This is a genomic window from Alkalicaulis satelles (genome assembly GCF_008630495.1).
Lineage (GTDB): Bacteria > Pseudomonadota > Alphaproteobacteria > Caulobacterales > Maricaulaceae > Oceanicaulis > Oceanicaulis satelles.
In genome coordinates this window covers 614,154-635,317 of sequence record NZ_VWOJ01000002.1, presented here as the reverse complement: position 1 = coordinate 635,317, position 21,164 = coordinate 614,154, and the positions used below count along the sequence as shown (strand labels likewise).

Annotated in this window: 21 protein-coding genes; 10 read left to right on the top strand and 11 right to left on the bottom strand. The window is 66.7% G+C overall.

All coding sequences use genetic code 11. From position 1 onward, the window contains the following. Window position 1 precedes the first annotated feature (1 nt). Window positions 2-1,195 (top strand): ADP-forming succinate--CoA ligase subunit beta, encoded by a 1,194-nt coding sequence (sucC, locus tag F1654_RS08690; RefSeq protein ID WP_150023132.1) that lies wholly within the window; start codon window positions 2-4, stop codon window positions 1,193-1,195. A 59-nt stretch (window positions 1,196-1,254) separates the two neighbouring features. Beyond that, window positions 1,255-2,160, top strand: coding sequence for a succinate--CoA ligase subunit alpha (gene sucD / locus F1654_RS08685; RefSeq protein ID WP_150023131.1), 906 nt, complete (start codon window positions 1,255-1,257; stop codon window positions 2,158-2,160). A 3-nt stretch (window positions 2,161-2,163) separates the two neighbouring features. On the opposite strand, the gene F1654_RS08680 is transcribed toward sucD, so the two are convergent. Continuing rightward, entirely contained in the window at window positions 2,164-2,829 is a 666-nt protein-coding gene (locus tag F1654_RS08680; RefSeq protein WP_150023130.1) for a heme exporter protein CcmB, read from the bottom strand. After that, the gene (gene ccmA / locus F1654_RS08675; RefSeq protein WP_150023129.1) at window positions 2,826-3,428 is read right to left on the bottom strand and encodes a heme ABC exporter ATP-binding protein CcmA; all 603 of its coding nucleotides are present in this window, start codon (window positions 3,426-3,428) and stop codon (window positions 2,826-2,828) included. Before ccmA ends, F1654_RS08680 begins: the two co-directional genes overlap by 4 nt. A 133-nt stretch (window positions 3,429-3,561) precedes the next feature. On the opposite strand from ccmA, the gene F1654_RS08670 reads away from it, so the two are divergent. The 3 genes from F1654_RS08670 to F1654_RS08660 all read left to right on the top strand — a co-directional run bounded on the left by F1654_RS08670 (window position 3,562) and on the right by F1654_RS08660 (window position 8,756). Continuing rightward, a complete protein-coding gene (locus F1654_RS08670) occupies window positions 3,562-5,040 on the top strand; it encodes an LA2681 family HEPN domain-containing protein (protein ID WP_150023128.1) in 1,479 nt (492 codons plus the stop codon). A gap of 173 nt (window positions 5,041-5,213) precedes the next feature. Next, window positions 5,214-7,892 carry an aconitate hydratase AcnA gene (gene acnA, locus F1654_RS08665; RefSeq protein WP_269844610.1) on the top strand — a complete coding sequence of 893 codons (2,679 nt, stop codon included), beginning with the start codon at window positions 5,214-5,216 and terminating at the stop codon, window positions 7,890-7,892. A gap of 195 nt (window positions 7,893-8,087) precedes the next feature. Further along, window positions 8,088-8,756, top strand: a complete 669-nt coding sequence (locus F1654_RS08660) for a nucleoside/nucleotide kinase family protein (protein ID WP_150023126.1) — start codon at window positions 8,088-8,090, stop codon at window positions 8,754-8,756. A gap of 15 nt (window positions 8,757-8,771) precedes the next feature. Here the strand turns inward: F1654_RS08660 and F1654_RS08655 are convergent, their stop codons facing one another. After that, window positions 8,772-9,665 carry a helix-turn-helix transcriptional regulator gene (locus tag F1654_RS08655; RefSeq protein ID WP_269844614.1) on the bottom strand — a complete coding sequence of 298 codons (894 nt, stop codon included), beginning with the start codon at window positions 9,663-9,665 and terminating at the stop codon, window positions 8,772-8,774. 261 nt (window positions 9,666-9,926) lie between these two features. Here F1654_RS08655 and F1654_RS08650 point away from each other — a divergent pair, with 261 nt between their 5' ends. Further along, window positions 9,927-12,536, top strand: a complete 2,610-nt coding sequence (locus tag F1654_RS08650) for a YadA-like family protein (RefSeq protein WP_150023124.1) — start codon at window positions 9,927-9,929, stop codon at window positions 12,534-12,536. 10 nt (window positions 12,537-12,546) lie between these two features. On the opposite strand, the gene F1654_RS08645 is transcribed toward F1654_RS08650, so the two are convergent. Both F1654_RS08645 and F1654_RS08640 read right to left on the bottom strand, forming a co-directional pair. Further along, window positions 12,547-12,978: a hypothetical protein gene (locus tag F1654_RS08645; RefSeq protein ID WP_150023123.1), complete on the bottom strand. Its 432-nt coding sequence runs from the start codon at window positions 12,976-12,978 to the stop codon at window positions 12,547-12,549. A gap of 88 nt (window positions 12,979-13,066) precedes the next feature. Further along, window positions 13,067-13,279 carry a cold-shock protein gene (locus F1654_RS08640; RefSeq protein ID WP_150023122.1) on the bottom strand — a complete coding sequence of 71 codons (213 nt, stop codon included), beginning with the start codon at window positions 13,277-13,279 and terminating at the stop codon, window positions 13,067-13,069. Between the two features lie 260 nt (window positions 13,280-13,539). On the opposite strand from F1654_RS08640, the gene F1654_RS13895 reads away from it, so the two are divergent. After that, entirely contained in the window at window positions 13,540-13,839 is a 300-nt protein-coding gene (locus tag F1654_RS13895) for a hypothetical protein (protein WP_199200519.1), read from the top strand. Window positions 13,840-13,941: 102 nt separating this feature from the next. Beyond that, window positions 13,942-14,736, top strand: coding sequence for an SDR family NAD(P)-dependent oxidoreductase (locus F1654_RS08630; RefSeq protein WP_150023121.1), 795 nt, complete (start codon window positions 13,942-13,944; stop codon window positions 14,734-14,736). A 4-nt stretch (window positions 14,737-14,740) separates the two neighbouring features. Here the strand turns inward: F1654_RS08630 and F1654_RS08625 are convergent, their stop codons facing one another. The 4 genes from F1654_RS08625 to F1654_RS08610 all read right to left on the bottom strand — a co-directional run bounded on the left by F1654_RS08625 (window position 14,741) and on the right by F1654_RS08610 (window position 17,340). Continuing rightward, window positions 14,741-15,073, bottom strand: coding sequence for a hypothetical protein (locus F1654_RS08625; RefSeq protein WP_150023120.1), 333 nt, complete (start codon window positions 15,071-15,073; stop codon window positions 14,741-14,743). 61 nt (window positions 15,074-15,134) lie between these two features. Further along, the gene (locus F1654_RS08620; protein ID WP_150023119.1) at window positions 15,135-15,434 is read right to left on the bottom strand and encodes a hypothetical protein; all 300 of its coding nucleotides are present in this window, start codon (window positions 15,432-15,434) and stop codon (window positions 15,135-15,137) included. A gap of 102 nt (window positions 15,435-15,536) precedes the next feature. Next, the gene (locus tag F1654_RS08615; protein ID WP_150023118.1) at window positions 15,537-16,844 is read right to left on the bottom strand and encodes an ATP-dependent DNA helicase; all 1,308 of its coding nucleotides are present in this window, start codon (window positions 16,842-16,844) and stop codon (window positions 15,537-15,539) included. Window positions 16,845-16,917: 73 nt separating this feature from the next. Next, the gene (locus tag F1654_RS08610) at window positions 16,918-17,340 is read right to left on the bottom strand and encodes a hypothetical protein (RefSeq protein ID WP_150023117.1); all 423 of its coding nucleotides are present in this window, start codon (window positions 17,338-17,340) and stop codon (window positions 16,918-16,920) included. A gap of 96 nt (window positions 17,341-17,436) precedes the next feature. Between F1654_RS08610 and F1654_RS08605 the strand changes: the two genes are divergently transcribed. Continuing rightward, window positions 17,437-18,189 carry a HesA/MoeB/ThiF family protein gene (locus F1654_RS08605; RefSeq protein WP_233205194.1) on the top strand — a complete coding sequence of 251 codons (753 nt, stop codon included), beginning with the start codon at window positions 17,437-17,439 and terminating at the stop codon, window positions 18,187-18,189. A 121-nt stretch (window positions 18,190-18,310) separates the two neighbouring features. Here the strand turns inward: F1654_RS08605 and F1654_RS08600 are convergent, their stop codons facing one another. Then, complete coding sequence (locus tag F1654_RS08600) at window positions 18,311-18,946, bottom strand: NtrZ family periplasmic regulatory protein (RefSeq protein ID WP_150023115.1); 636 nt, start codon at window positions 18,944-18,946, stop codon at window positions 18,311-18,313. Between the two features lie 127 nt (window positions 18,947-19,073). Then, on the bottom strand, window positions 19,074-20,258 hold the full coding sequence (locus F1654_RS08595) for a hypothetical protein (RefSeq protein WP_150023114.1): 1,185 nt from the start codon (window positions 20,256-20,258) through the stop codon (window positions 19,074-19,076). Between the two features lie 377 nt (window positions 20,259-20,635). Here F1654_RS08595 and F1654_RS08590 point away from each other — a divergent pair, with 377 nt between their 5' ends. Further along, window positions 20,636-21,139 (top strand): DUF3576 domain-containing protein, encoded by a 504-nt coding sequence (locus F1654_RS08590; protein WP_150023113.1) that lies wholly within the window; start codon window positions 20,636-20,638, stop codon window positions 21,137-21,139. Window positions 21,140-21,164: the final 25 nt, after the last annotated feature.

The following is a 21,164-nucleotide window of genomic DNA, read 5'->3' as shown; positions in this document are numbered from 1 at the left end:
CATGAACATCCACGAGCACCAGGCCAAGGCCCTGCTGAAATCCTTTGGCGCCCCGGTCGCCGACGGCGTCGCCGTGTTTTCCGTGGAGGAAGCGCGAAAGGCCGCTGACCAGCTGCCCGGCCCGCTCTGGGTGGTGAAATCCCAGATCCATGCCGGCGGGCGCGGCAAGGGCAAGTTCAAGGAGCTGGGGCCGGACGCCAAGGGCGGCGTGCGGCTGGCCTTCTCCAAGGACGACGTGGTGCGCCACGCCGAGGAGATGCTGGGCAAGACCCTGGTCACCCACCAGACCGGCCCGGCGGGCCGGGTGGTGAGCCGGCTCTATATCGAGGACGGCGCCGATATCGAGCGCGAGCTCTATCTGTCCCTGCTGGTCAACCGCGATGCCGGGCGCGTGGCCTTTGTGGTTTCCACCGAGGGCGGGATGGATATCGAGGAGGTGGCCGAGCACACGCCCGAGAAGATCATCACCCTCAACATCAATCCCGAGACCGGGGTGACCGGCTCTGACGCCGCGGCCATCGCCGATGCGCTAAAGCTCACCGGCCCGGCGCGCGAGGACATGCTGGCGCTGGCCGGCGTGCTCTACCGCGCCTTCACCCAGACCGATATGAGCTTGCTGGAGATCAACCCGCTGATCGTCATGAAGGACGGGCGCATCCGCGTGCTCGACGCCAAGGTCAGCTTTGACGGCAACGCCCTGTTCCGCCACGACGATGTGCGCGCCCTGCGCGATCTGACCGAGGAGGACGACAAGGAAATCGAGGCCTCCAAATATGACCTGGCCTATATCGCCCTGGACGGCGAGATCGGCTGCATGGTCAACGGGGCGGGCCTGGCCATGGCGACCATGGACATCATCAAGCTCTATGGCGCCGAGCCGGCCAACTTCCTCGATGTGGGCGGCGGCGCCAGCAAGGAGAAGGTGACGGCCGCCTTCAAGATCATCACCGCCGACAAGAACGTCAAAGGCATTCTGGTCAATATCTTCGGCGGCATCATGCGCTGCGACGTGATCGCCGAGGGCGTGGTCGCCGCGGTGAAAGAGGTGGGCCTGAAAGTCCCGCTGGTGGTGCGCCTGGAAGGCACCAATGTGGAGCTGGGCAAGCAGATTCTCGACCAGAGCGGCCTGGACATCACCAGCGCCGACGATCTCGACGACGCCGCCCAGAAAATCGTCAAGGCGGTGCGGGGGTAGGCTCGTACTCATGGCCTCGCTCCCCACCTTGAAAAACTGCCTTTAGGAAACCCAAACCCATGTCCATTCTCGTCAACAAAGACACCAAGGTCATCGTCCAGGGCCTGACCGGCAAGACCGGCACCTTCCACACCGAGCAGGCGCTGGCCTATTACGGCACCAAGATGGTGGGCGGCGTGCACCCCAAGAAGGGCGGCGAGAGCTGGACTAGCGGCATGGACGGCGCGGCGGACCTGCCGATCTTCGCCTCCGTGGCCGAAGCGCGCGAGGCCACCGGCGCGGACGCCAGCGTGATCTATGTGCCGCCTGCGGGCGCAGCCGACGCCATCATCGAGGCCATCGAGGCCGGGATCGGCTTCATCACCTGCATCACCGAAGGCATTCCGGTGATGGACATGGTGCGGGTCAAGGCGCGCCTGGAGCGCTCCAGCTCGCGGCTTCTGGGCCCCAACTGCCCCGGCGTGCTGACGCCTGAAGAGTGCAAGATCGGCATCATGCCCGGCTCCATCTTCAAGAAGGGCTCGGTGGGCGTGGTCTCGCGCTCAGGCACGCTGACCTATGAGGCGGTGTTCCAGACCAGCCGCGAGGGTCTGGGCCAGACCACGGCGGTAGGCATTGGCGGCGACCCGGTCAAGGGCACCGAATTCACCGACATTCTGGAGCTGTTCCTGGCTGATGAGGCGACGCAGTCCATCATCATGATCGGCGAGATCGGCGGCTCGGCCGAGGAGGAAGCCGCCCAGTTCCTCAAAGACGAAGCCAAGAAGGGCCGCAAGAAACCAACGGTCGGCTTCATCGCCGGGCGCACCGCGCCTCCGGGCCGCACCATGGGCCATGCCGGCGCCATCGTGTCTGGCGGCAAGGGCGGCGCGGACGGCAAGATCGAGGCGATGAAATCGGCCGGGATCGTGGTCGCCGACAGCCCGGCGCGCATGGGCGCCACGCTGGCTGATCTGCTGAAGTAGCCTCTACTCCAGGCGGGCGCGCAGGGCCGCGCCCGCGCCCAGCGGCGCCAGCACCATGGCGGCCAGCGAGAAGGCCAGCGCCAGCATCAGATTGGCGCCGGTCAGTCCCGTGCCGTCCATGGCCGCGCGCGCCGCACCGGCGGCGAACACCAGAAGCGGCGCCTGCAAAGGCGCGGCGATCAGCGCGATGATCAGCCCGGCCCGGCGCAAGCCCGCCGCCAGCGCTCCGGCGAAGGCGGCGATGAACACCAGGCCCGGCGCGGCCAGCGCGATCCCCGCCGCCAGCGCCAGCGCCGCCTCCAGGCTCAGCCCGTAGGCGAGAGCGCCCATCCCGGCGATCACCGGCGCGGGCCAGAAGGCGGCCAGCGTATAGGCCAGCGCCTTGATCAGGGCGCACGCCGACAAGGGCAGTCCGGACAGGGCGTAAAGCTCCAGCGTGCCGTCAGAGGCGTCGTCGGCGAACATGCGCTCGGCGCCCTGCAGGCTGGCCAGCAGGGCGCCGAACACGATCACGCCCGGCCCGGCGGCGGCGAGAATGGCCGCATCCGGCCCGATGGCCAGCGGCGCCAGCGCCAGCGCGGCGAGATAAAACGCCGCCGGCCCCGCCGGACCGCCGCCGCCCGCAAACGCCAGGCGCGCCTCGCGAATGAACAGCCCCCGCGCGCTCACGCCGCCGCCTCCGCACCCAGATCCAGGCGCTGCACGTCCGGCCAGCCCAGATCGGCATGGGTGGCGGCCAGGATGATCCCGCCGCGCGCACGGTGGGCCTGCGCCAGCCGGGACAGGCGCTCGCGCCCGGCGGCGTCCAGCGGCGCAGACGGCTCATCCATCAGCCACACCGCCCGGCCCGACAGGGCGAGGCGGGCGAGGCCAGCGCGCCGTTTCTGGCCCGCCGACAGGGCCCCGCAGGGCCGGCGCGCCAGATGGCCCAGCGCCAGAGCGCGCATCACACCCTCCACCGCGTCGCGGGGCTGATCAGACAGCGCAGCCCAGAAATCCAGCGCCTGACGCACGGTTTCGGCCGGTTTCAGCCCCTCGGCATGGCCCAGCCAGCCCGCAGGGCCGGGCTCCAGCGCAATCTCGCCGGCCGCCGGGCGCAACAGCCCGGCCAGCGCGCGCAGGAGCGTGGTCTTGCCCGCGCCATTGGGCCCGGTCAGCACCAGCGCCTGCCCCGGTTCCAGCGCCAGCGAGATATCGCGCACCAGCACCCGGTCCCCGCGCTCCAGGGTCAGGTTTGTGCATGAAAGAACTGCATCGTAGTGGGTCATTGCAGGGAAGCGATAATGCGCTACGGCTCTCGTGTCCAAGAGCACGTTGTTGCCAAGTGCGTTCGGTGCCCGATAGTCTACTTCTGATGAATCATTTCACGTTATCTATGTAAGATCATGAGGCCTTAACAAGTTGAGCACTGAGCCATGGCTGCAACGCATTGCACTCGCGGTCGATACAGCCGATCGTGACGGCAACCTTATTGCACTGTATGGCGCAATCCGACGCTGCAACGCCCTTTCATTTCGCGCCCCGGACAAAGTCGCCCTCGAGCTATATTATTATGAATCAAATTGTTGGTCAGCTATTGCCAGGCTGAAGCTATCATCAAAAACACAATGGAGCTGGCATCAGCCGGAATATGTAAACCAGGTTTTTTGTCTAAGGCGAATTCTAAATTCGCCGACATTCAATGAACTCTCTGTGACTCGTCAACAGCAAACACGAACAAACTTCGCTAATATTATGAACACACTCGGTCGCCCAATCGCTGCGATCAACGCGTGGGGAGAAGTGATTGCTGAGGTGCCGGAGTTTGCCGCGGCGCTCGGAAATCGGGGTTTCGGTCTCATATATCTTGCAAAGCATTTACCTGATATTCAAGATAAAATTCGAATAGCAGAGCTGGCCCGACATCATTTGACACTAGCAATATCTGACGAAGCTATTTGGGACAGCGGACAGAAAGAGGAAGCGCACCCAATATTCGTAAAGCACCTAAAAGAAGTTCGTAACTTTTTGGATGGAAAGAAAAATAAACCAAGAAAATCAAAATTTAAATCAACAGATAAAAATTATTATAATTGGTGCGAAAAAGAAAAGCTTCATATTGATCCATTGAATATTTTTGGCATAGACAATTTTGAACGGGAAGACTGGATGCATTTGCCTCCTCACACGTATAATATCCGCACTAATTCACTCCGATATGTTAATATGTACAATCAATTAAAATCCGACTATGCATACGCGCGACGGAATTTATATGAGGGCATTAATTATAAAGGTTTTGATCACACACCAGTTAATTTGTTTGACCCGTTTGATGATACTATTTATGGACACAGTATTGAGAAATTTAAATCTTCTCTCTGTGATTCATACGCAATTTTTGATAAAATTGCTGTATTTATCAATGACTATTTCAATTGTGAAGCAAATATTAAGAGGGTAAATTTCAGAAAAGTATGGTACGATAAATTAGACGAAAACAAGCCGATAAGAGCTGCATTTTACGGAAACAATAATTGGCCCCTCCGGGGACTCTTTTTCCTTTCTAAAGACCTCTTCGATAAAGATTTCAATGGCATTGCCGATCCAGACGGGGAAACCCTTGACCGAATTCGAAACCAAATCGAACATCGATTCTTATCGGTCACGGCTGATGAATCAACGGTGCTAGGCGACGAAACACTTTCATACATAAATTTGGATGCCCTTCAAAAGTATGCTCTTCAAATGCTGGTGAAAGCTCGCGAGGCTTTAATTCTTCTGTGCTTGGCAATGCATACGGAAGAATTCCAGCGAAAGCAAAACGCCGCTCAACACGATAAAGATTCTATTGTGATTCAAGAGCCAGCTAGACCCGCAAATAAGATGAGTGCGCCCTAACGCGGCTATATCGAGACCTATTTGCGGCTGTGTCGCGCTTCCGTCTGCGGTGATGCACGCCCAGTCGCATTGCAGGGCGGGCCTAGGGGCGCTAAAAGGCGCGCGACCCTCATTGCGTGCTGCGCTGCGGTATTCCGCGCGCCGCCGCAGCCACACCACGAAGGATGACCCCCATGGCTTCACTGGACAGCTTCAAATGCCGGCGCGAAATGACCGTTGCGGGCAAGACCTATGTCTATTTCGACCTGAAACAGGCCGAGGCCAACGGGCTTCAGGGGGTCTCGAAGCTGCCCTATACGCTCAAAGTGCTGCTGGAAAACCTGCTGCGCTTTGAAGACGGACGCACGGTGACCAAAGCCGATATCGAGGCGCTGGCGGCCTGGGTGAAGAGCGGCAAGTCCGATCACGAAATCCAGTACCGGCCTGCACGCGTGCTGATGCAGGACTTCACCGGCGTGCCCGCCGTGGTCGATCTGGCCGCCATGCGCGACGCCACCACGGCCCTGGGCGGCGATCCCAAGAGCGTCAACCCGCTGGTGCCGGTCGATCTGGTCATCGACCACTCGGTGATGGTGGATTATTTCGGCGGCGCCGACAGCTTCCAGCGCAATGTGGACCGCGAATACGAGCGCAATGGCGAACGCTACAAATTCCTCAAATGGGGCGCCAGCGCGTTCGACAATTTCCGCGTGGTGCCGCCGGGCACCGGCATCTGCCACCAGGTCAATCTGGAATATCTCGCCCAGACGGTCTGGACCAAGGATGAGGACGGCGTCACCTACGCCTTCCCCGACACGCTGGTGGGCACTGACAGCCACACCACCATGATCAACGGCCTGGCGGTGCTGGGCTGGGGCGTGGGCGGCATCGAGGCCGAAGCGGCCATGCTGGGCCAGCCGGTCTCCATGCTGATCCCCGAAGTGATCGGCTTCAAGCTCACCGGCAAGCTGCCCGAAGGCGCCACCGCCACCGATCTGGTGCTGACCGTCACCCAGATGCTGCGCAAGAAGGGCGTGGTGGGCAAGTTCGTGGAATTCTACGGCGCGGGCCTCGACAGCCTGTCGCTGGAGGATGCGGCCACCATCGCCAACATGGCCCCTGAGTATGGCGCGACCTGCGGCTTCTTCCCCGTGGACAACGAGACGCTGGAATACCTCACCGCCACGGGCCGCGAGGCCGGCCGGGTGGCGCTGGTGGAGGCCTATTCCAAGGCCCAGGGCATGTTCCGGCCCGAGCGCCAGGACGATCCGGTCTATACCGATACCCTTCATCTCGATCTGGCCAGCGTGGTCCCCTCTCTGGCCGGGCCCAAACGGCCCCAGGACCGGGTGGCGCTGGCCGATGCGTCAGACGCCTTCGCCTCGGCGCTGGCGGGCGAGTTCGGCAAGGCCGAGGACGGCGCGCGCCGGGTCAAGGTCGAGGGCGGCGATTACTCCATCGGTCATGGCGATGTGGTGATCGCGGCGATCACCTCGTGCACCAACACCTCCAACCCGTCGGTGATGCTGGGCGCGGGCCTGGTGGCGCGCAATGCGCGCAAGCGCGGCCTGACCGTCAAGCCGTGGGTGAAGACCTCGCTGGCGCCGGGCTCCCAGGTGGTGACCGATTATCTCGCCCGCGCCGGCCTGCAGGACGATCTCGACGCCATGGGCTTCAATCTGGTGGGCTATGGCTGCACCACCTGCATCGGCAATTCCGGCCCGCTGCCCGAGCCGATCTCGAAAGCAGTCAAGGACGGCGATCTGGTGGCGGCCTCGGTGCTGTCGGGCAACCGCAATTTCGAAGGCCGGGTGAGCCCGGATGTGCGCGCCAATTATCTGGCCAGCCCGCCTCTGGTGGTGGCCTATGCGATTGCGGGCACCATGAACATCAATCTGACGCAAGACCCGGTCGGCTATGACGGCAATAACGAGCCGGTCTATCTCAAGGACATATGGCCGAGCTCGGCGGAGATCGCCGATGTGGTGCGCCAGGCCGTGACGCCGGAGATGTTCGCCAGCCGCTATGCCGACGTGTTCAAGGGCGACGAGACCTGGCAGGCGGTGGAGACCGCCGGCGGGCTGACCTATGACTGGCCGTCCAGCACCTATGTGGCCAACCCGCCCTTCTTCGAGGGGATGTCCACCGATGTCACCGCCCCGGGCGAGGTCGCCAATGCGCGCATTCTCGGCCTGTTCGGCGATTCCATCACCACCGACCACATCTCCCCGGCCGGCTCGATCAAGGCCGACAGCCCGGCAGGCCTCTATCTGCAGGAGCACGGCGTCAAGCCGCTGGACTTCAACTCCTACGGCGCGCGCCGGGGCAATCACGACGTGATGATGCGCGGCACCTTCGCCAATATCCGCATCAAGAACCAGATGGTGCCCGGCGTGGAGGGCGGCGTGACCGTGCACCAGCCCTCCGGGCGCCAGATGGCCATTTATGACGCGGCCATGGCCTATCAGGGCGAGGGCGTGGACCTGGTCATTTTCGGCGGCAAGGAATACGGCACCGGCTCCTCACGCGACTGGGCGGCCAAGGGCACGCGCCTTCTGGGCGTCAAGGCCGTGATCGCCGAGAGCTTCGAGCGCATCCACCGCTCCAACCTGATCGGCATGGGCGTGCTGCCGCTGGTGTTCCAGAACGGCGAGAGCTGGTCCTCGCTGGGCCTGACCGGCGCGGAGACCGTCTCGCTGGACGGCGTCGGCGCCCTGACCCCCGGCGGCGAGGTGACCGCTTCGATCACGTTTGCGGACGGTTCGGAGAAGACCACACGCCTCAAAGCGCGGATCGATACCGAGAACGAGCTGGATTACTTCAAAAACGGCGGCATCCTGCACTACGTCCTGCGCCAGCGCGCCGCGGCGTAAGGCGCTTCAGCCGCCCGGCAGACAAAACCCCCGGCGGATCGCTCCGCCGGGGTTTTTTCATGGGCGTGGATCACCGGCTTTTGTGTCAAACCGGCGCGCCATTCCGGACTTTGAGTAAAATGAAATGCGTTTCGTTTGACATTAACGGGTGAATGCCCGCCGCCGCCCGGTCCTGACCCCATGAGCCCTGACGCCATGACCCCTCAAGCCCCCGCCCTTGACGCCCTCGCCCGCGCGCTGGCGGGTTTGCGGCCCGGCCATACCGCCCGGGTGGCGGTGGACGGGCGCACGGCGGCGGGCAAGACCACGCTGGCGGACGCGCTGGGCGCGGCGGTCCAGGCGCTGGGCCGGCCGGTGATTCGCGCCGGGTTGGACGGGTTTCACCATCCGCGCGCCCGCCGCTACCGCCAGGGCCGCTTCTCGGCCCGGGGCTATTATGAGGACGCGCGCGATCTGGACGCCCTGCGCCGCCTTCTGCTCGACCCGCTGGGGCCGCAAGGCGATGGCCGCTTCCGGCTGGAGAGCTTTGATCTGGAGGCCGACCGCCCCGTCAGCGCCCCGGTGATGACCGCGCCGCCCGGCGCGATCCTGATCCTGGACGGCAGCTTCCTGCAGCGCCGCGAACTTGGCCCATGCTGGGAGGCGGTGGTGTTCGTGGACGTGTCCGAGGCCGTCGCCGCAGCCCGCGCCGCCGCGCGCGACGGGGATGGCGCTCATCGGCTCTATGCCGAGCGCTATGGCCCGGCCTTCGGCCTCTATGAGGCCGAAGCGGACCCTGCGCAAACCGCCGATGCGGTCTGGAACAATGAAGATCCCGGCGCGCCTCGCCTGCATATCCGCGCGAACGGGCGGCTGGGAGCGTGATCCGCCCCGGGCGCTTTACGCCGCCGGGCTTGTTTCCTGAGCGGCCTGGCGGCGCCAGACCGTCGGGCTGACGCCGAAGCGCTTTCTGAAGGCGCGCGAGACATGGCCCATATCGGCAAAACCCCATGAACTCGCAATATCGGTGACCGAGCGCGAGCCATAGCGCGGGTCGCGCAGATCGCGCGCGCAGCGTATCAGGCGCTGCTCCGTCACCCAGGCGGTCAGCGTGGTGTCCTCGCTCTGGAACAGGCGTTGCAGCTTGCGCCGGGTGATGTTGAAGCGCGCCGCCAGCGCCGCGCCGTCGGCGCGCACCGGATCGGCCAGGCGTGAGGCCAGATCGGCCTTGATCCGCCCCAGCAAGAGCCGGTCGCGCTCGGCGCGGCTCGCCGCCAGCGGCTCCAGCGCCGCATCAATACTGGCCGCGGCCATGCCCAGGAAATGGGTGTAGAGCCGGTTCTCCAACGCGGCCGATCCGTCCTGGGCCTTGATGGCGGTGAGCAGGGCGGCCACCGCCGGGCCGGCCGGCGGGGCGATCTCGCCGCCATGGGCCAGCGCATAGCGCGGCGTGAGCGCTTCGATATCTTCAGCCGGGATCATGGCGCTGATAAAGGCGAAATCGGCCTCGAACTCCAGCGTGAACGGCGTGTCGCCCGACACATAGGTGACCTTGCCCGTCTCGCCGCCCCGGCGCGCGCCATTGGCCTCCAGCCAGCCGCTATGGCGCGTCATGGTGGAGATGAAGCACACCCCGCGCGCGCCTGCATCGATCTGGGCCTGGTCGCGGATCAGGCGCTGGGCCGAGCCGGACACGTCAATCAGGGTGATCGGGCCGAACGGGCGCAGGCGCAGCCGGGCGCTGAACGGCCCCGCCCCGGCCTCCACCCGCATGGGCAGAGCCATGCGCGCCAGCGTGGCGCGCCAGCCCGCCAGCGCCGCGGCGCTGTCCAGACCCTGGCTGGACCAGCTCCAGCCGCCGGGCAGATTGTCGTTTGCGTCAAGCAGGTTTGTCGCTCCCGGCGAAGCCTCGATGCGCCCGAGCCGCTAGCCTCAAAGACCTGATTATAGAGCGTAAAGGCGGAACGTCACCTTTGCGGCCAGCGCAGCTTTGCCCGTCTGCCAGAACGGCGGGGCCCCCGGCCGGTCCGCTGCGCCACGAGCAGGAGCTGAACCATGCCGAATGTTTTCAAGTCACGGGGCGCCCAGGCGCGGCGGATCAAATGGGCCGTGCTGACCACGACAGCCCTCCTGCCGCTGGCGCTGGCGGCCGAGGCGGCCGGGCAGACGCCTCGCGAATGTCCTGATGGCACGACCGGGCCGGGCGAGCAGGACGGAACCGGAAATGCGGCCTGCCAGACCACCGCCAGCGCCTATGGCCAGTTCAATCTGGCGAGCGGCGGCAGCAGCAGTGCCTTCGGAAGGTCCAACACCGCCAGCGGCGGCGGTAGCAGCGCATTCGGCATTTCAAATATCGCCAGCGGCAGCGGCAGTAGCGCGTTCGGTAGACTCAACATCGCCAGCGGCTTCACAAGTAGCGCGTTCGGAAACGACAGCACCGCCTCTGGTGGATTTGCTTCAGCCTTCGGGTGGGGCAACACCGCTAGCGGCAATTCCAGCATTGCAGTCGGAACCGGCAACACCGCCAGCGGAGCTCAGAGCAGCGCTTTCGGCTTCCGCAGCATTACCGATCCGGGTGCAGATGGCGCGCTGGCGGTCGGTGGCTGGTATGACCGCAACGGCAACACGGCGGTCAATGCGGCAACCGAGCTTACCTTTGCCCTTGGCCGCTATTCAGCCGCTGTCGGGTCCGGTGTGCGCGCGGAAGGCGAAGCCTCGTCCGCCTTCGGGGTGGGCAGCACGGCTGAAGGCGATTTCGCCAGCGCGTTCGGATTTCTCAACACTGCGGGTGGCGATAACAGCGTTGCTTTCGGTTATGAAAACACCACGGGCGCCAATTTCAGCAGCGCGGTCGGCTATACGAACACGGCCAGCGGCGAGGAAAGCCATGCCCTTGGCGGCTTCAATGAGGCGCAGGGCTTCCAGAGCAGCGCGGTGGGGTATTTCAATATCGCCTCCGGACTTCAGGGCAGCGCCTTTGGCGCGTTCAGCCAGGCCAGCGGCGATCGCAGCAGCGCCTTCGGTTACGGCTCGATCGCCAGCGCGGAAGGGGCCACCGCCATCGGCTTTGAAGCCGTGGCGGACAGGGCCTTTACGGTCGCAATCGGCTCGTTGGGCAATGAGCGCAATCTCATCCATGTCGCGGACGGGGTGGAGGACACCGACGCGGTCAATCTGCGCCAGGTGACCGGCCTGACCGATGCGCTCGACGCCCGGATCACAGCCAATACGGACGGGCTCGGCGTTCTGGGCACGGATCTCGGCGCGCTGGACGGGCGGGTGACGACAGCAGAAAGCGAGATCGCCGCCCTGCAGGGGCAGATTTCCACCGGAAGCGTCGGCCTGGTGCTGCAAGCGGGCGCCGATGCGGTGGTGACCGTAGCGGCCGCCACTGGCGGTGCGGCGGTTGATTTCACTGGCGCGGACGGCGCGCGCACGCTCTCGGGCGTGGCCGAAGGCGATGTGTCCGCCAGCAGTGACGAAGCCGTCACAGGGGCGCAGCTTTTCGCCGCCAATGCCGCCATTTCCAGTAACAGCACGGGCATAGAGCTGGCCAATCAGCGCCTGGCGGACTCGCTGGGCGCCGGCGCGGCCTTTGATGCGGGAACCGGGCTGTTCACCGGGCCGTCCTTTGTGGTGATGGGCAATCCCTACGATAATGTGGGCGGGGCCATCGGCGCGCTCAACACCCAGGTGGTGGAGAACACCGCCGATATCGCCGATCTGAAATCAACGGGCGCCGGCGGCGGCGGGACGGGCGGAAGCGGCGATCCGGCCCAGGACGCGCGCATCGCGGCGCTGGAAGCCCAGCTGGCCGCTTTGCAAGGGGCGCTGCAAACCGCATCCGACCAGCTGGCCGCGATCCAGCAGGGCAATGTCATCGGCGGGACGGTGACCGACAGCACCAATCTGGCCGCCGGTGACGGGTCGCAAGCCACAGGCCATGGCGATACCGCCTATGGCGTGGGCGCATCGGCCACGGGCGATCCGTCCACCGCCATCGGCTTCCAGGCCCAGGCCTCGGGCCAGCACTCCACCGCGATTGGCGGCAATGCGCAGGCCACGGGCGATCTCTCCGTGGCCCTGGGCCAGGCCTCCGGCGCCAACGCGACGGCGCTGGGTCAGGGCGCTGCGGCCAGCGGGGCCAACAGCACAGCGGTCGGTCAGGGCGCGTCAGCGGCGTTCGACAACGCCATAGCCATCGGTCAGGGCGTCGCCGCCACGCGCGACAACCAGGTCGCCATCGGATCAGGGTCGAACACCTACACCCTGGCCGGCATCAATTCGGCCGCCAGCCGCGCCGCCCAGACCGGGCGCACCTATATGGTCACCGCCGACGCCATGGGCAATCTGGCGACCATGGATATCGAACCCTGGTTCGCCCGAATCGAGGGGCTGGAAGATAGTGTCAGCCGCACTGACGGGCGCCTGCGCACCCAGGCGGACGGCATCGCGGTGTCGCTGGCGCTGGGCGGCGCGCAGGTGATACAGCCGGGCCAGACCTTCTCGGTCTCGGCCAATCTGGGCCATTTCGACGGCTCCAGCGCCGTCGGTTTCGGCGCCATCGGGCGGGCGCGCGAGAATGTGTTCGTCAATGTGGGCATAGGCGCAGGCAGCCGCACCGGCGCCGTGGCCGGCCGGGCCGGGATCAGCTGGGGCTGGTAGCCCCGGCCCCTCACGGCCCCAGCACCTCACCCTTGAGCGGTGGCGGGGGCGGCGGGGCGGTCCAGACGCGCATCAGGGGAAAGCCGGCGGCCAGCACTTGCGCGGCCAGGCCGAGCTGGTGGCGGGGATCGGCATAGAGAGCGAAATGGGCGATAAGCGAGCGCCCGCTGAGAATCTGGGACAGGAGCGCCTCGGCGATCAGCAGAACGATCAGCGCCACGATCCCCGCCGCAACGCCGCCCGCCCGGTCCAGCTCGCGGCCCTCCACCGCCAGCGCGCTCAAGCGCCAGGCGCCATAGAGAATGACCGGCAATTCAATCAGCAGCGCCGGCCAGGCGCCCAGCCAGGGCTCGATCAGGAATGTGCGGAACGCGCCCAGCACCACCCCCAGAGCCAGCAGGGCGAGCGCATAGACCAGGCCGGCGATGAGGGCGGGGCGCATGATGGCGATCGCCTGGAACAAACGCCCGGCGCCGCGCGAAGATTGACCCTTCGCGCGGCCCGCGGGCGCGTATGATGAACAGCCGGCGTTAGTCGGCGGCGCGCAGATTGATGGCCTTGGGGCCCTTGCCCCGGCTGTCCGGCTCGGTGTCGAAGGCGATGCGCTGGCCGTCGCTCAGATCGGCCATGCCCGCGTCCTTGACGGCGGTGATGTGCACGAAGACGTCCTTGCCGCCCTCGTCCGGAGTGATGAAGCCGAAGCCCTTCTCGGCGTTGAAGAACTTCACGATGCCTGTCGTCATGGAAGGCAGTCCTTTCCCGGAGGCGCGCGGCGTCCCGCGCATCGTTTGAACGCTGGCGGCGTCCCGCCCGCGGCATGCGGTCTGTCGGTCGGGGAAGGAACAAGTCTCAGGCGCAAGGGCAACCGGTCGTCTCGCTAGGCTTCACCGGGCCTTGTTCAGGCCGCTCGTGCAGGTCAAACTATGCCTCAAACCCGTTCGCCTCACAAGCGCAGACGAAATGCTGGCTTGCCGGGAGCGCCGGCGGACAAGGAGACCCTCACATGACACGGCGGCGTTACGAGCGTCAGGCCATGCGCCAAGCGCGCCGGGTGCGCGATGGCGGCGCGGACGCGGGCGCGACCATGCGCCTGGCGGTGCTGGTGGCGATGGTGCTGGTGGCGCTGGCCGTGGCGGCGGGCTTCCAGGGCGAGCGCCTGGCCGAAGCCGCCGCCGGGCGCCTGTCCGCTCTGGAGCCCTTGATCCGTCCGGTCTTTCTTGGCGCCAGCGCGCTGGAGCTGATCGCGGTTCTGATCATCGCCCTGATCGCCGGGGGCGTGATCTGGCGCGCCTTCCGGCGCTGACGCACGACATACGGGCCTTGCCATACGCCCCCATCAGGGTGAGGCTCCGCCCCTTCCGCCCTCTCGCCCTGTCGCCCTGTCGCCTCAAAGGACTGCTCTTCCATGGATCTCACCGGCAAGACCGCCATCGTCACCGGCGCCGCCAGCGGCATCGGCAAGGCCATCGCCACCGCCCTTCACGCCCATGGCGCGCGCATCGCCGCCATAGATCTGGACGGACAGGGCGCTGAAGTGACCGGCGCGTCGCTGGGCGGGCTGGGCGCACAGGTGGACGTGACCGACGAGGCGGCCCTGACGCGCTTCATCAACAGGACAGAGCGCAGTCTGGGCCCGGTGGACATCTATATCTCCAATGCCGGCATCGGGGTGACCGACGGGCCGGGCTGGGGTGCGGGCGATGCGCCCAACGCCGCCTGGCAGGCCTGCTGGGACGTCAATGTAATGGCCAGCGTCTACGCCGCGCGCCATCTCGCCCGCAAGATGGCCGCGCGCGGCGGGCATTTTCTGGTTACCGCGTCGGCCGCCGGCCTGCTCGCCCAGATCGGCGACGCGGCGTATTCGGCCACCAAGGCCGCTGCGGTGTCCTTCGCTGAGAGTCTGGCCATCACCCATGGTGATGACGGGCTGATCGTCCATTGCCTGTGTCCCGAAGGGGTGCGCACGCCGCTGGTGGAGGGCGTGGAAGGCGGCGCGCAAGGCCTGTCGGGCTATATCGAGGCCGATGAGGTGGCCGCCAGAGTGCTCGAAGCCATGGCCGAAAAACGCTTCCTCATCACCACCCACGCCAACACCGCCCAGTACGCCGCCCTGAAAGGCGCCGAGCGCGACCGCTGGGCAGCCGGCATGCGCAAGCTGCGCCGCCAGGTCATGGCCGCCAATGACGGCCGGCCGATGTAAGGGATCAGGCGAAGGCAAACCCGGCTGCAAACAACAGCGCTATGGCGAGCGCCGCGCGCACCGCAAACACGGTGAGTTCGTGGCCAATGGTCCAGACGCGCACGCGCTGGCTGGCCTGGCGCGCGCCCCAGGCTGACAAGGCCCACAGCGAAGCTGCGCAGACCGTCAACACCACGATCCTGAGCGCGTCCGCCACAGCCTCTTGCGTTCCAGCCAGGCCGGCCAGAAGGGCGGCGATCAGACAGGCGGCCACAGTGACCCAGAAAGCAGCCTGACGGCTGCGCCGGACATCCTGATCGCTGAGGGATGGCTCAATGGCGTTGGTGAAAATCCCCATATCGCACCTCATGGACTATGTGCGTCAGAGCCATGACCGGCTCTGACGCACAATAATTCGCCTAGCTGCAGGCTACAGCATGGGCGCCTGCACCTCCGGCCAGGCCGACCACCATGCCGCTGACCGCGCCGATGATAGCGCCTGCAATGGCGCCTTTGACGCCGCCTGCAGCGCCAATTTTCGCCCCTGTTTTCATTCCCTGCACGCCGAGCGCCGCACCAGCCGCGAGGCTGCCTGCGCCCACAACCGCACTACAGCTCACCACACTTCCATCAGACTCGCCACCGCAGACGAAATCGATTTCATCTGCGGAAAGAAGGCGGCCCGCTGCATTATCGAAAGGAACAAGGTGATGGGTCATGGCTTATCTCCTCTGATTATGCATCCACAAGATGCATAATCATACTGCCACAATGATAGATGTGTTCAACCTTTTTGTGTGACGCCTGGGCGCAAACAACCATCAGCCCCGCAAGGCGAACGGAACCGGGTCGCACACGCTTCGCACGTCGAACAGGCGCGGATCGGTGATGATGTCGGCGGCGCGCAAGGGCGCCGACAGCTCCAGACCCGCCAGCGAGCGGGCGCGAGACAGCGCCACATAGGCCTGACCGTGTGCGAACAGCCGGCGCGACACGTCCAGATACACCCGCTCCAGCGTCAGGCCTTGCGCCTTATGGATGGTCATCGCCCAGGCCAGGCGCAGCGGATACTGGACATAGGCGCCCACGGTCTCGCGCTTGAGCCCGCCTTCAGTGTCCGGCGCGGCGGCGTAGCGCGTGCGCTCCCAGCTCACCGGCTCCACCCGCACGCTCTCGCCATGCACGCGCACGATCACCGCCCCGTCGGCGAAGCCGGTGACCTCGCCGATGGAGCCGTTGACATAGCGTCCGGCCGGATCATTGCGGATCAGCATGACGCGCGCGCCGGTCTTGAGGATCAAAGGATCCTCGGTGGGAAACAGGCGCGCGTCGAAATCACCCTCCACCTTGCCGGCAAAACCGCGCGGCTCGCCCACCAGCGCGTCGAGCCGGGCCTGATTGATGGCGCTGGCGGACTGGTTGGTGGCGGTGAGCACCACATGGGTTTCGCTGGCCTGGAGGCCTGAACGCCCGCTGACCCGGGCGTTGAGCTGATCGGCCTGCTCGCGGTCCAGCTCGCCCTCGCGCACGGCGTTGAGAATGTCGATGAAATCGCTGTCGTCCTGACGGCGCACCTCATTGAGCTCCACCAGGGTGAAGCCCGCCTCCCGGAAGGCCGGGGCGTGGAAGAAGAACGGCCCGCCAAACACGTCCTCGAGATGGGCGGCCTCCTCGCCGCGGATCACCGGCGGCAGCTGGGCCAGATCGCCGGCCACCACCATGCGCACGCCCCCGAAGGGCGCGTTGGAGCCCCGGTTGAGGCGCAAGCTGGCGTCCACGGCGGCCATCAGGTCGGCGCGCACCATGGAGATCTCGTCAATCACCAGCGTGGTCAGGGCGCGCATGGCCCGGCCATTGCGCGAGCGGCGCACATCCTGGGGCAGGATCAGGCGCGGAGGCAGGTTGAAAAAGGAATGCAGCGTCTGCCCGCCCGCCGTCATGGCCGCCACGCCGGTGGGCGCCAGCACCGCCGCGCGCGATCCCAGGGCGCGCAATATGGCGCGGGTGACCGTGGTCTTGCCTGTGCCCGCCCGCCCGGTCAGGAACAGATGCGCGCCCCCGCGCACGGCCAGGTCAAAGGCGGCTTGCTGCTCGGAAGAGAGCACGGTGTCGGGCGCGGCAGGGGTCATGCGGCTCGTGAAGGGAGAGGATCAGGACTTCCCCACCCTGCCGCGCTTTGGCGGCCCGCGCCAGCGCGCGGGGCTAGTAAATCTCCGGCGCCACGCAGCCCTCGCCCTGGAAGCGGAAATCGGTCACCCGCCGGTCGGGGGAGAGGATGAAGCGCGTCTCGCACTCCACCGTCCATTCGCGCGGGGGCTCATAGACCGTGTCGGTGTATTGCTCGGTGCGCTCGCGCCTACGGCCCTCGCTGTCGCGATAGGTGATGCGGCGTTCGCGCGGCACCGAGCGGTAGCCGCCCGGCTGGAAACGCCGCTCGCGCGACTGATAGGTCCACACCTCCGAGCCGTCCGAGAGGCGGTCGCGGGACATGGGCGAGCCGAACTCCACGATCAGCGTGTCGGCATGGGCGCCCAGAAACTGCTCGGTTTGCTGGCGATAGCCTTCGGACGTGGCGCAGGCGGCCAGCGCCATCGCCGCTGCGGTGATGATCAGTGCATGACGCATGGAACCCTCCTGAAGACCGTGCCATGTGTTATCTCTGTCTTCAGCCTAGCGGGCAAGGCTGAACGCCGCATGACTGCCCGCGCCCGGAGAGCTCGATTGCCTGCCGATCCCGCCCGCCATGCCCGCCATATCCTGCTCAAGGAAATCGGCGGCCCCGGCCAGCAGCGCCTGGCGCGCGCGCGTGTGGCCATTATTGGCGCGGGCGGGCTTGGCGCGCCGGCCGCGCTGTATCTGGCCGCCGCCGGGATCGGGACCATCCGCCTGATCGATCCTGATGATGTCAGCCTGGATAATCTCCAGCGCCAGATTCTCTACCGCACCAAGGATGTGGGCCACCCCAAGACCGAGCGCGCCAAGGCCGCGCTCAACGCCCTGGATCCGGCGGTGGAGATCGACGCCCGGCCCGTGCGGGCGGATGCCAACACCCTGCCGGGTTTGCTCGAGAGCATGGATCTGGTGCTGGATGGCTGTGACGATTTTTCCACCCGCTTCGTCGTCAACCAGGCCGCCCTCGCCGCGCGCATCGCGCTGGTCTCGGGCGCAGTGGGGCGCTGGGAGGGGCAGGCGGGCGTGTTCGCGCCGCATCTGGGCGAAAGCCTGCCCTGCTATCAGTGCTGGACGCCCGCCGAACCGCCCGGCGCCGAGCCCTGCTCGGTGACCGGCATTGTCGGCGCGCTGACCGGGATTATCGGCTCGGTGATGGCGTTGGAGGCGATCAAGCTGATCACCGGGGCCGGCGATCCCCTGACCGGACGGCTGTTCATCCATGACGGATTGTCAGGCCGGGCGCGCACCGTGCGCGTGCCCCGCGATCCCCACTGCCCGGCCTGCGGCAATCGGGCGCAATAAATGGCGGCAAATGGGGCTCAGCCGCATTCTCCCCGATCAGACCGCGCCCGGATCAGACGCATAAACACGCAGGCAGGCGCTGCGTGAAGGGGTCGTGTCCGTGATGTCAGAAGGCCGCTCGCTAGAAGCGGAAAGCGGATTCGAAGCGAATCTCGGGCGTGCGCTCTTCGCCTTCCTCGCCGAACATTTCGTCCTCGGGCGAGGTGAAGCGCAGCTGGCCGCCAAAGCGGAAGCGCTCATTGACGCTGAAAAACGCGCCGGCGGAGAAATCCTGCAGGCCGAAACTCTGTTCGCGCCGGTCGCTGTCGGCATAGCCCAGCGTCACCGCCCAGCGCTGACCGGCCTGGATCTGGAATTCCTGCACGGTGCGGGTGCCCCAGACCGAGCGGGTCTCGGCCGGCGCCAGGGTGAAACGCTCATACCAGGGCAGGGCCGAGGCCGATCCGGTGTCCTGCAGGCCGGTGGCGGGGGTCATGGCGCTGGAATAGGAGTCCGCGCCGGACGCGCCCTCGCGCAGGCTCTGAAGAGTGTCGGCGTCAAGGCCGGGCTCGCCTGCAGCGGCCTCAAGACGGCGTTGCAGCTCCGGGTCCAGACCGGCGGGCGCAGACAGCTCCGGCGCCAGGCGCAGCTGGGATGAGGGTGACAGGCCCGGCAGGGTCAGGCGCACGCCGCCCTGCTCGTCCAGGCCATAGGCGGCCGGCGCCGCAAACGCCAGAGCGGCGGCGCTGATGCCCAGAAATGTCGCCCGCGTCAACATGACGAACCGGCTCCGGTCAAGACTGTCATCGTGCGGCGCAAGCCGCCACAATCCCACTCTATACCGCAAACCCTGACAGGATGTAAGCGACCTGCGTGCGAACCGGCGCCGGAATCAGCCGGGCGTGTCAAAAACGCAACCCGGTCTCCAGCGCCGCGCGCACCCGGCGCCGGTCCGGCGCGCCCGGGCGGTTTTCCCCGGCCAGCGATACCGACAGCCCGATCACGGCCCGCTCCCCGATCAGGCGCGAGGCGCCCGCCTGAACGCTGCGCCCGTTGCGCTGCGCCAGGCCCGCCGACGCCGCGCCCGCCTCCAGGCTGAACAGCCAGTCGCCGTATTCATACGCCGCCGCCGCGCTCACCGCCTCATAGCGCGCATCCGCCAGCCCGTCATTGCCGCGCAGCCAGGACGCCGCCAGCGTCAGATCACCGGACTGGCGCACCAGCCGCGCCGAACCCGCCCAAGGGTCCCGGAACGCGCCCGCATGGGGGCCGGCCGCGCGCCCCGCCTCCCATCCCGCCTGGGCCTGCCAGCGCACGCCGCTGGCCGGACTGCGCCGGTCAAACGAGGCGCCCAGCGACCACACATCGCGGATGTCAGCGCGCACCGCCTCATCGCTGGCGGGCCAGGCCCGGCGCACGCTGCGCCACTGGGCATCGGGCGTATAGGAGGCGGTGGCGCGCAGGCCGATGATCCGGCGGGTCTGGACCGAAACGCCCGGCGCCGGTCCGGCCAGCGGCAGGGACGTATCCACCAGCGCCAGACCCGTGGGATCGAACAGGGCGCCATCGGCGCGCACCGTGCGCAGGGCGCCGGGCAGATCCGGGCGCTCCTGGGCCGCAGCGCCCTGAGCCACCCCCGCCCGGACCCGCAGCCAGCCGCCCTGCGCCCAGACCGAGGCCTCCTCCAGCGCCGCGCGCCCGGAGGCCGCATCGCCGGACGCGCCGGACAATCCGGTCATCAGCCCGGCCAGCGGACGGCCGCCGGCGTCCAGCGGACAAGGACAGGGGCCCTCCAGGGGCCGGGCCAGGCCCCGGCGGCCATCGCCGGTTATCGCTTTACCGGTGATATCAATGCCCCAGCGCAGGCCCGAATCCCGCACGCCATCGGCCTGCCAGTACAGCGCCGCTGCGCCCCAGGGCGCGGTGCGCTGCGCATCCGCGCGCGCCGCCGTCACCAGATCAAAATCAGCCGAGGCCCTGACCCGCACGCCATCCAGCCAGCCTAGCTGGGCGGTCCGGGCCTGTGCGCCGGAGGCGGCGGCGGCCAGCGCCGCAAGACTGCAGGCGGCCATCAGGGTCAAACGGGTCATCATGCGGTCCGGAGCTTGCGATGGCGCGAGGATGGCGCGCGCGGGCGCAGGCGGCAAGGCCGCTGCCGGCATCAAGCGCAATGAAAGATCAGGAAAAATAGCGAGCGGGCCGTACGCAAGCGCCGCATCCCAGGATCGGGATTGGCTTGACGTGCGGCCCGCGCCGCTCAGCCCCGTCCCCCCGGACGTGCGGACATACTTGTGCAAACTAATCCATGCAGGGGTCAAGCCCGGTCATCGCCCCGAGACGCTCTCGCAGCGCATATGTGGCGTTGAGGCCACGATCGGGCACTGAAACCGGCGCCGTTCGCGGTGCTGGCCAGCGCCGCGCTGCATGGTATAACCCTCTCGCCTGACCGCACCGGAGACGCGACCGCATGACCCTGAAACGCCTGACTTTCCTGACCGCCGCCGCACTTGGCTGCGCCGTGGCCCTGTCCGCCTGCGGCACCCGCGAGCGCCCCAGCGACGCCTCCGCCTCCGCTGGTGACCGCGGCTTTCTGGGCGGCGTGTTCAATCGCGGCGCCCCGCGCGTGGATGACGGGTCCGAAGCCGGAATCGGCGTCAACAGCCTGCTGTGGCGCGCCAGCCTGGAAGTGCTCCACTTCATGCCCATGGCCGAAGTCGATCCGTTCGGCGGGGTGATCATTACCGACTGGTACGCCATCCCCGAAGCGCCGTCCGAACGCTTCCGCGCCACGGTCTATATTCTCGACACCCGTCTGCGCGCCGATGCGCTGACGGTGCAGCTGTTCAAGCAGGTCCGCGGCGAGACCGGCGAATGGGTTGAAGCCAATATCGATCCGGCGACCCAGCTGCAGGTGGAGAACGCCATCCTCACCCGCGCCCGCCAGCTGCGGATCCAGCGCATTCCGGGCTAGGTCCGGGATCAGTCAGGGAGCCGCC

Excerpts from the sequence above, each read along its gene's own strand:
- ccmA (WP_150023129.1), bottom strand. The coding sequence starts at position 3,428 with ATGACCCACTACGATGCAGTTCTTTCATGCACAAACCTGACCCTGGAG.
- acnA (WP_269844610.1), top strand. The coding sequence starts at position 5,214 with ATGGCTTCACTGGACAGCTTCAAATGCCGGCGCGAAATGACCGTTGCG.
- F1654_RS08620 (WP_150023119.1), bottom strand. The coding sequence starts at position 15,434 with ATGACCCATCACCTTGTTCCTTTCGATAATGCAGCGGGCCGCCTTCTT.
- sucD (WP_150023131.1), top strand. The coding sequence starts at position 1,255 with ATGTCCATTCTCGTCAACAAAGACACCAAGGTCATCGTCCAGGGCCTG.
- F1654_RS08615 (WP_150023118.1), bottom strand. The coding sequence starts at position 16,844 with ATGACCCCTGCCGCGCCCGACACCGTGCTCTCTTCCGAGCAGCAAGCC.
- F1654_RS08640 (WP_150023122.1), bottom strand. The coding sequence starts at position 13,279 with ATGACGACAGGCATCGTGAAGTTCTTCAACGCCGAGAAGGGCTTCGGC.
- sucC (WP_150023132.1), top strand. The coding sequence starts at position 2 with ATGAACATCCACGAGCACCAGGCCAAGGCCCTGCTGAAATCCTTTGGC.
- F1654_RS08650 (WP_150023124.1), top strand. The coding sequence starts at position 9,927 with ATGCCGAATGTTTTCAAGTCACGGGGCGCCCAGGCGCGGCGGATCAAA.
- F1654_RS08600 (WP_150023115.1), bottom strand. The coding sequence starts at position 18,946 with ATGTTGACGCGGGCGACATTTCTGGGCATCAGCGCCGCCGCTCTGGCG.
- F1654_RS08625 (WP_150023120.1), bottom strand. The coding sequence starts at position 15,073 with ATGGGGATTTTCACCAACGCCATTGAGCCATCCCTCAGCGATCAGGAT.
- F1654_RS08590 (WP_150023113.1), top strand. The coding sequence starts at position 20,636 with ATGACCCTGAAACGCCTGACTTTCCTGACCGCCGCCGCACTTGGCTGC.
- F1654_RS08645 (WP_150023123.1), bottom strand. The coding sequence starts at position 12,978 with ATGCGCCCCGCCCTCATCGCCGGCCTGGTCTATGCGCTCGCCCTGCTG.
- F1654_RS08595 (WP_150023114.1), bottom strand. The coding sequence starts at position 20,258 with ATGACCCGTTTGACCCTGATGGCCGCCTGCAGTCTTGCGGCGCTGGCC.
- F1654_RS08610 (WP_150023117.1), bottom strand. The coding sequence starts at position 17,340 with ATGCGTCATGCACTGATCATCACCGCAGCGGCGATGGCGCTGGCCGCC.
- F1654_RS13895 (WP_199200519.1), top strand. The coding sequence starts at position 13,540 with ATGACACGGCGGCGTTACGAGCGTCAGGCCATGCGCCAAGCGCGCCGG.
- F1654_RS08660 (WP_150023126.1), top strand. The coding sequence starts at position 8,088 with ATGACCCCTCAAGCCCCCGCCCTTGACGCCCTCGCCCGCGCGCTGGCG.
- F1654_RS08630 (WP_150023121.1), top strand. The coding sequence starts at position 13,942 with ATGGATCTCACCGGCAAGACCGCCATCGTCACCGGCGCCGCCAGCGGC.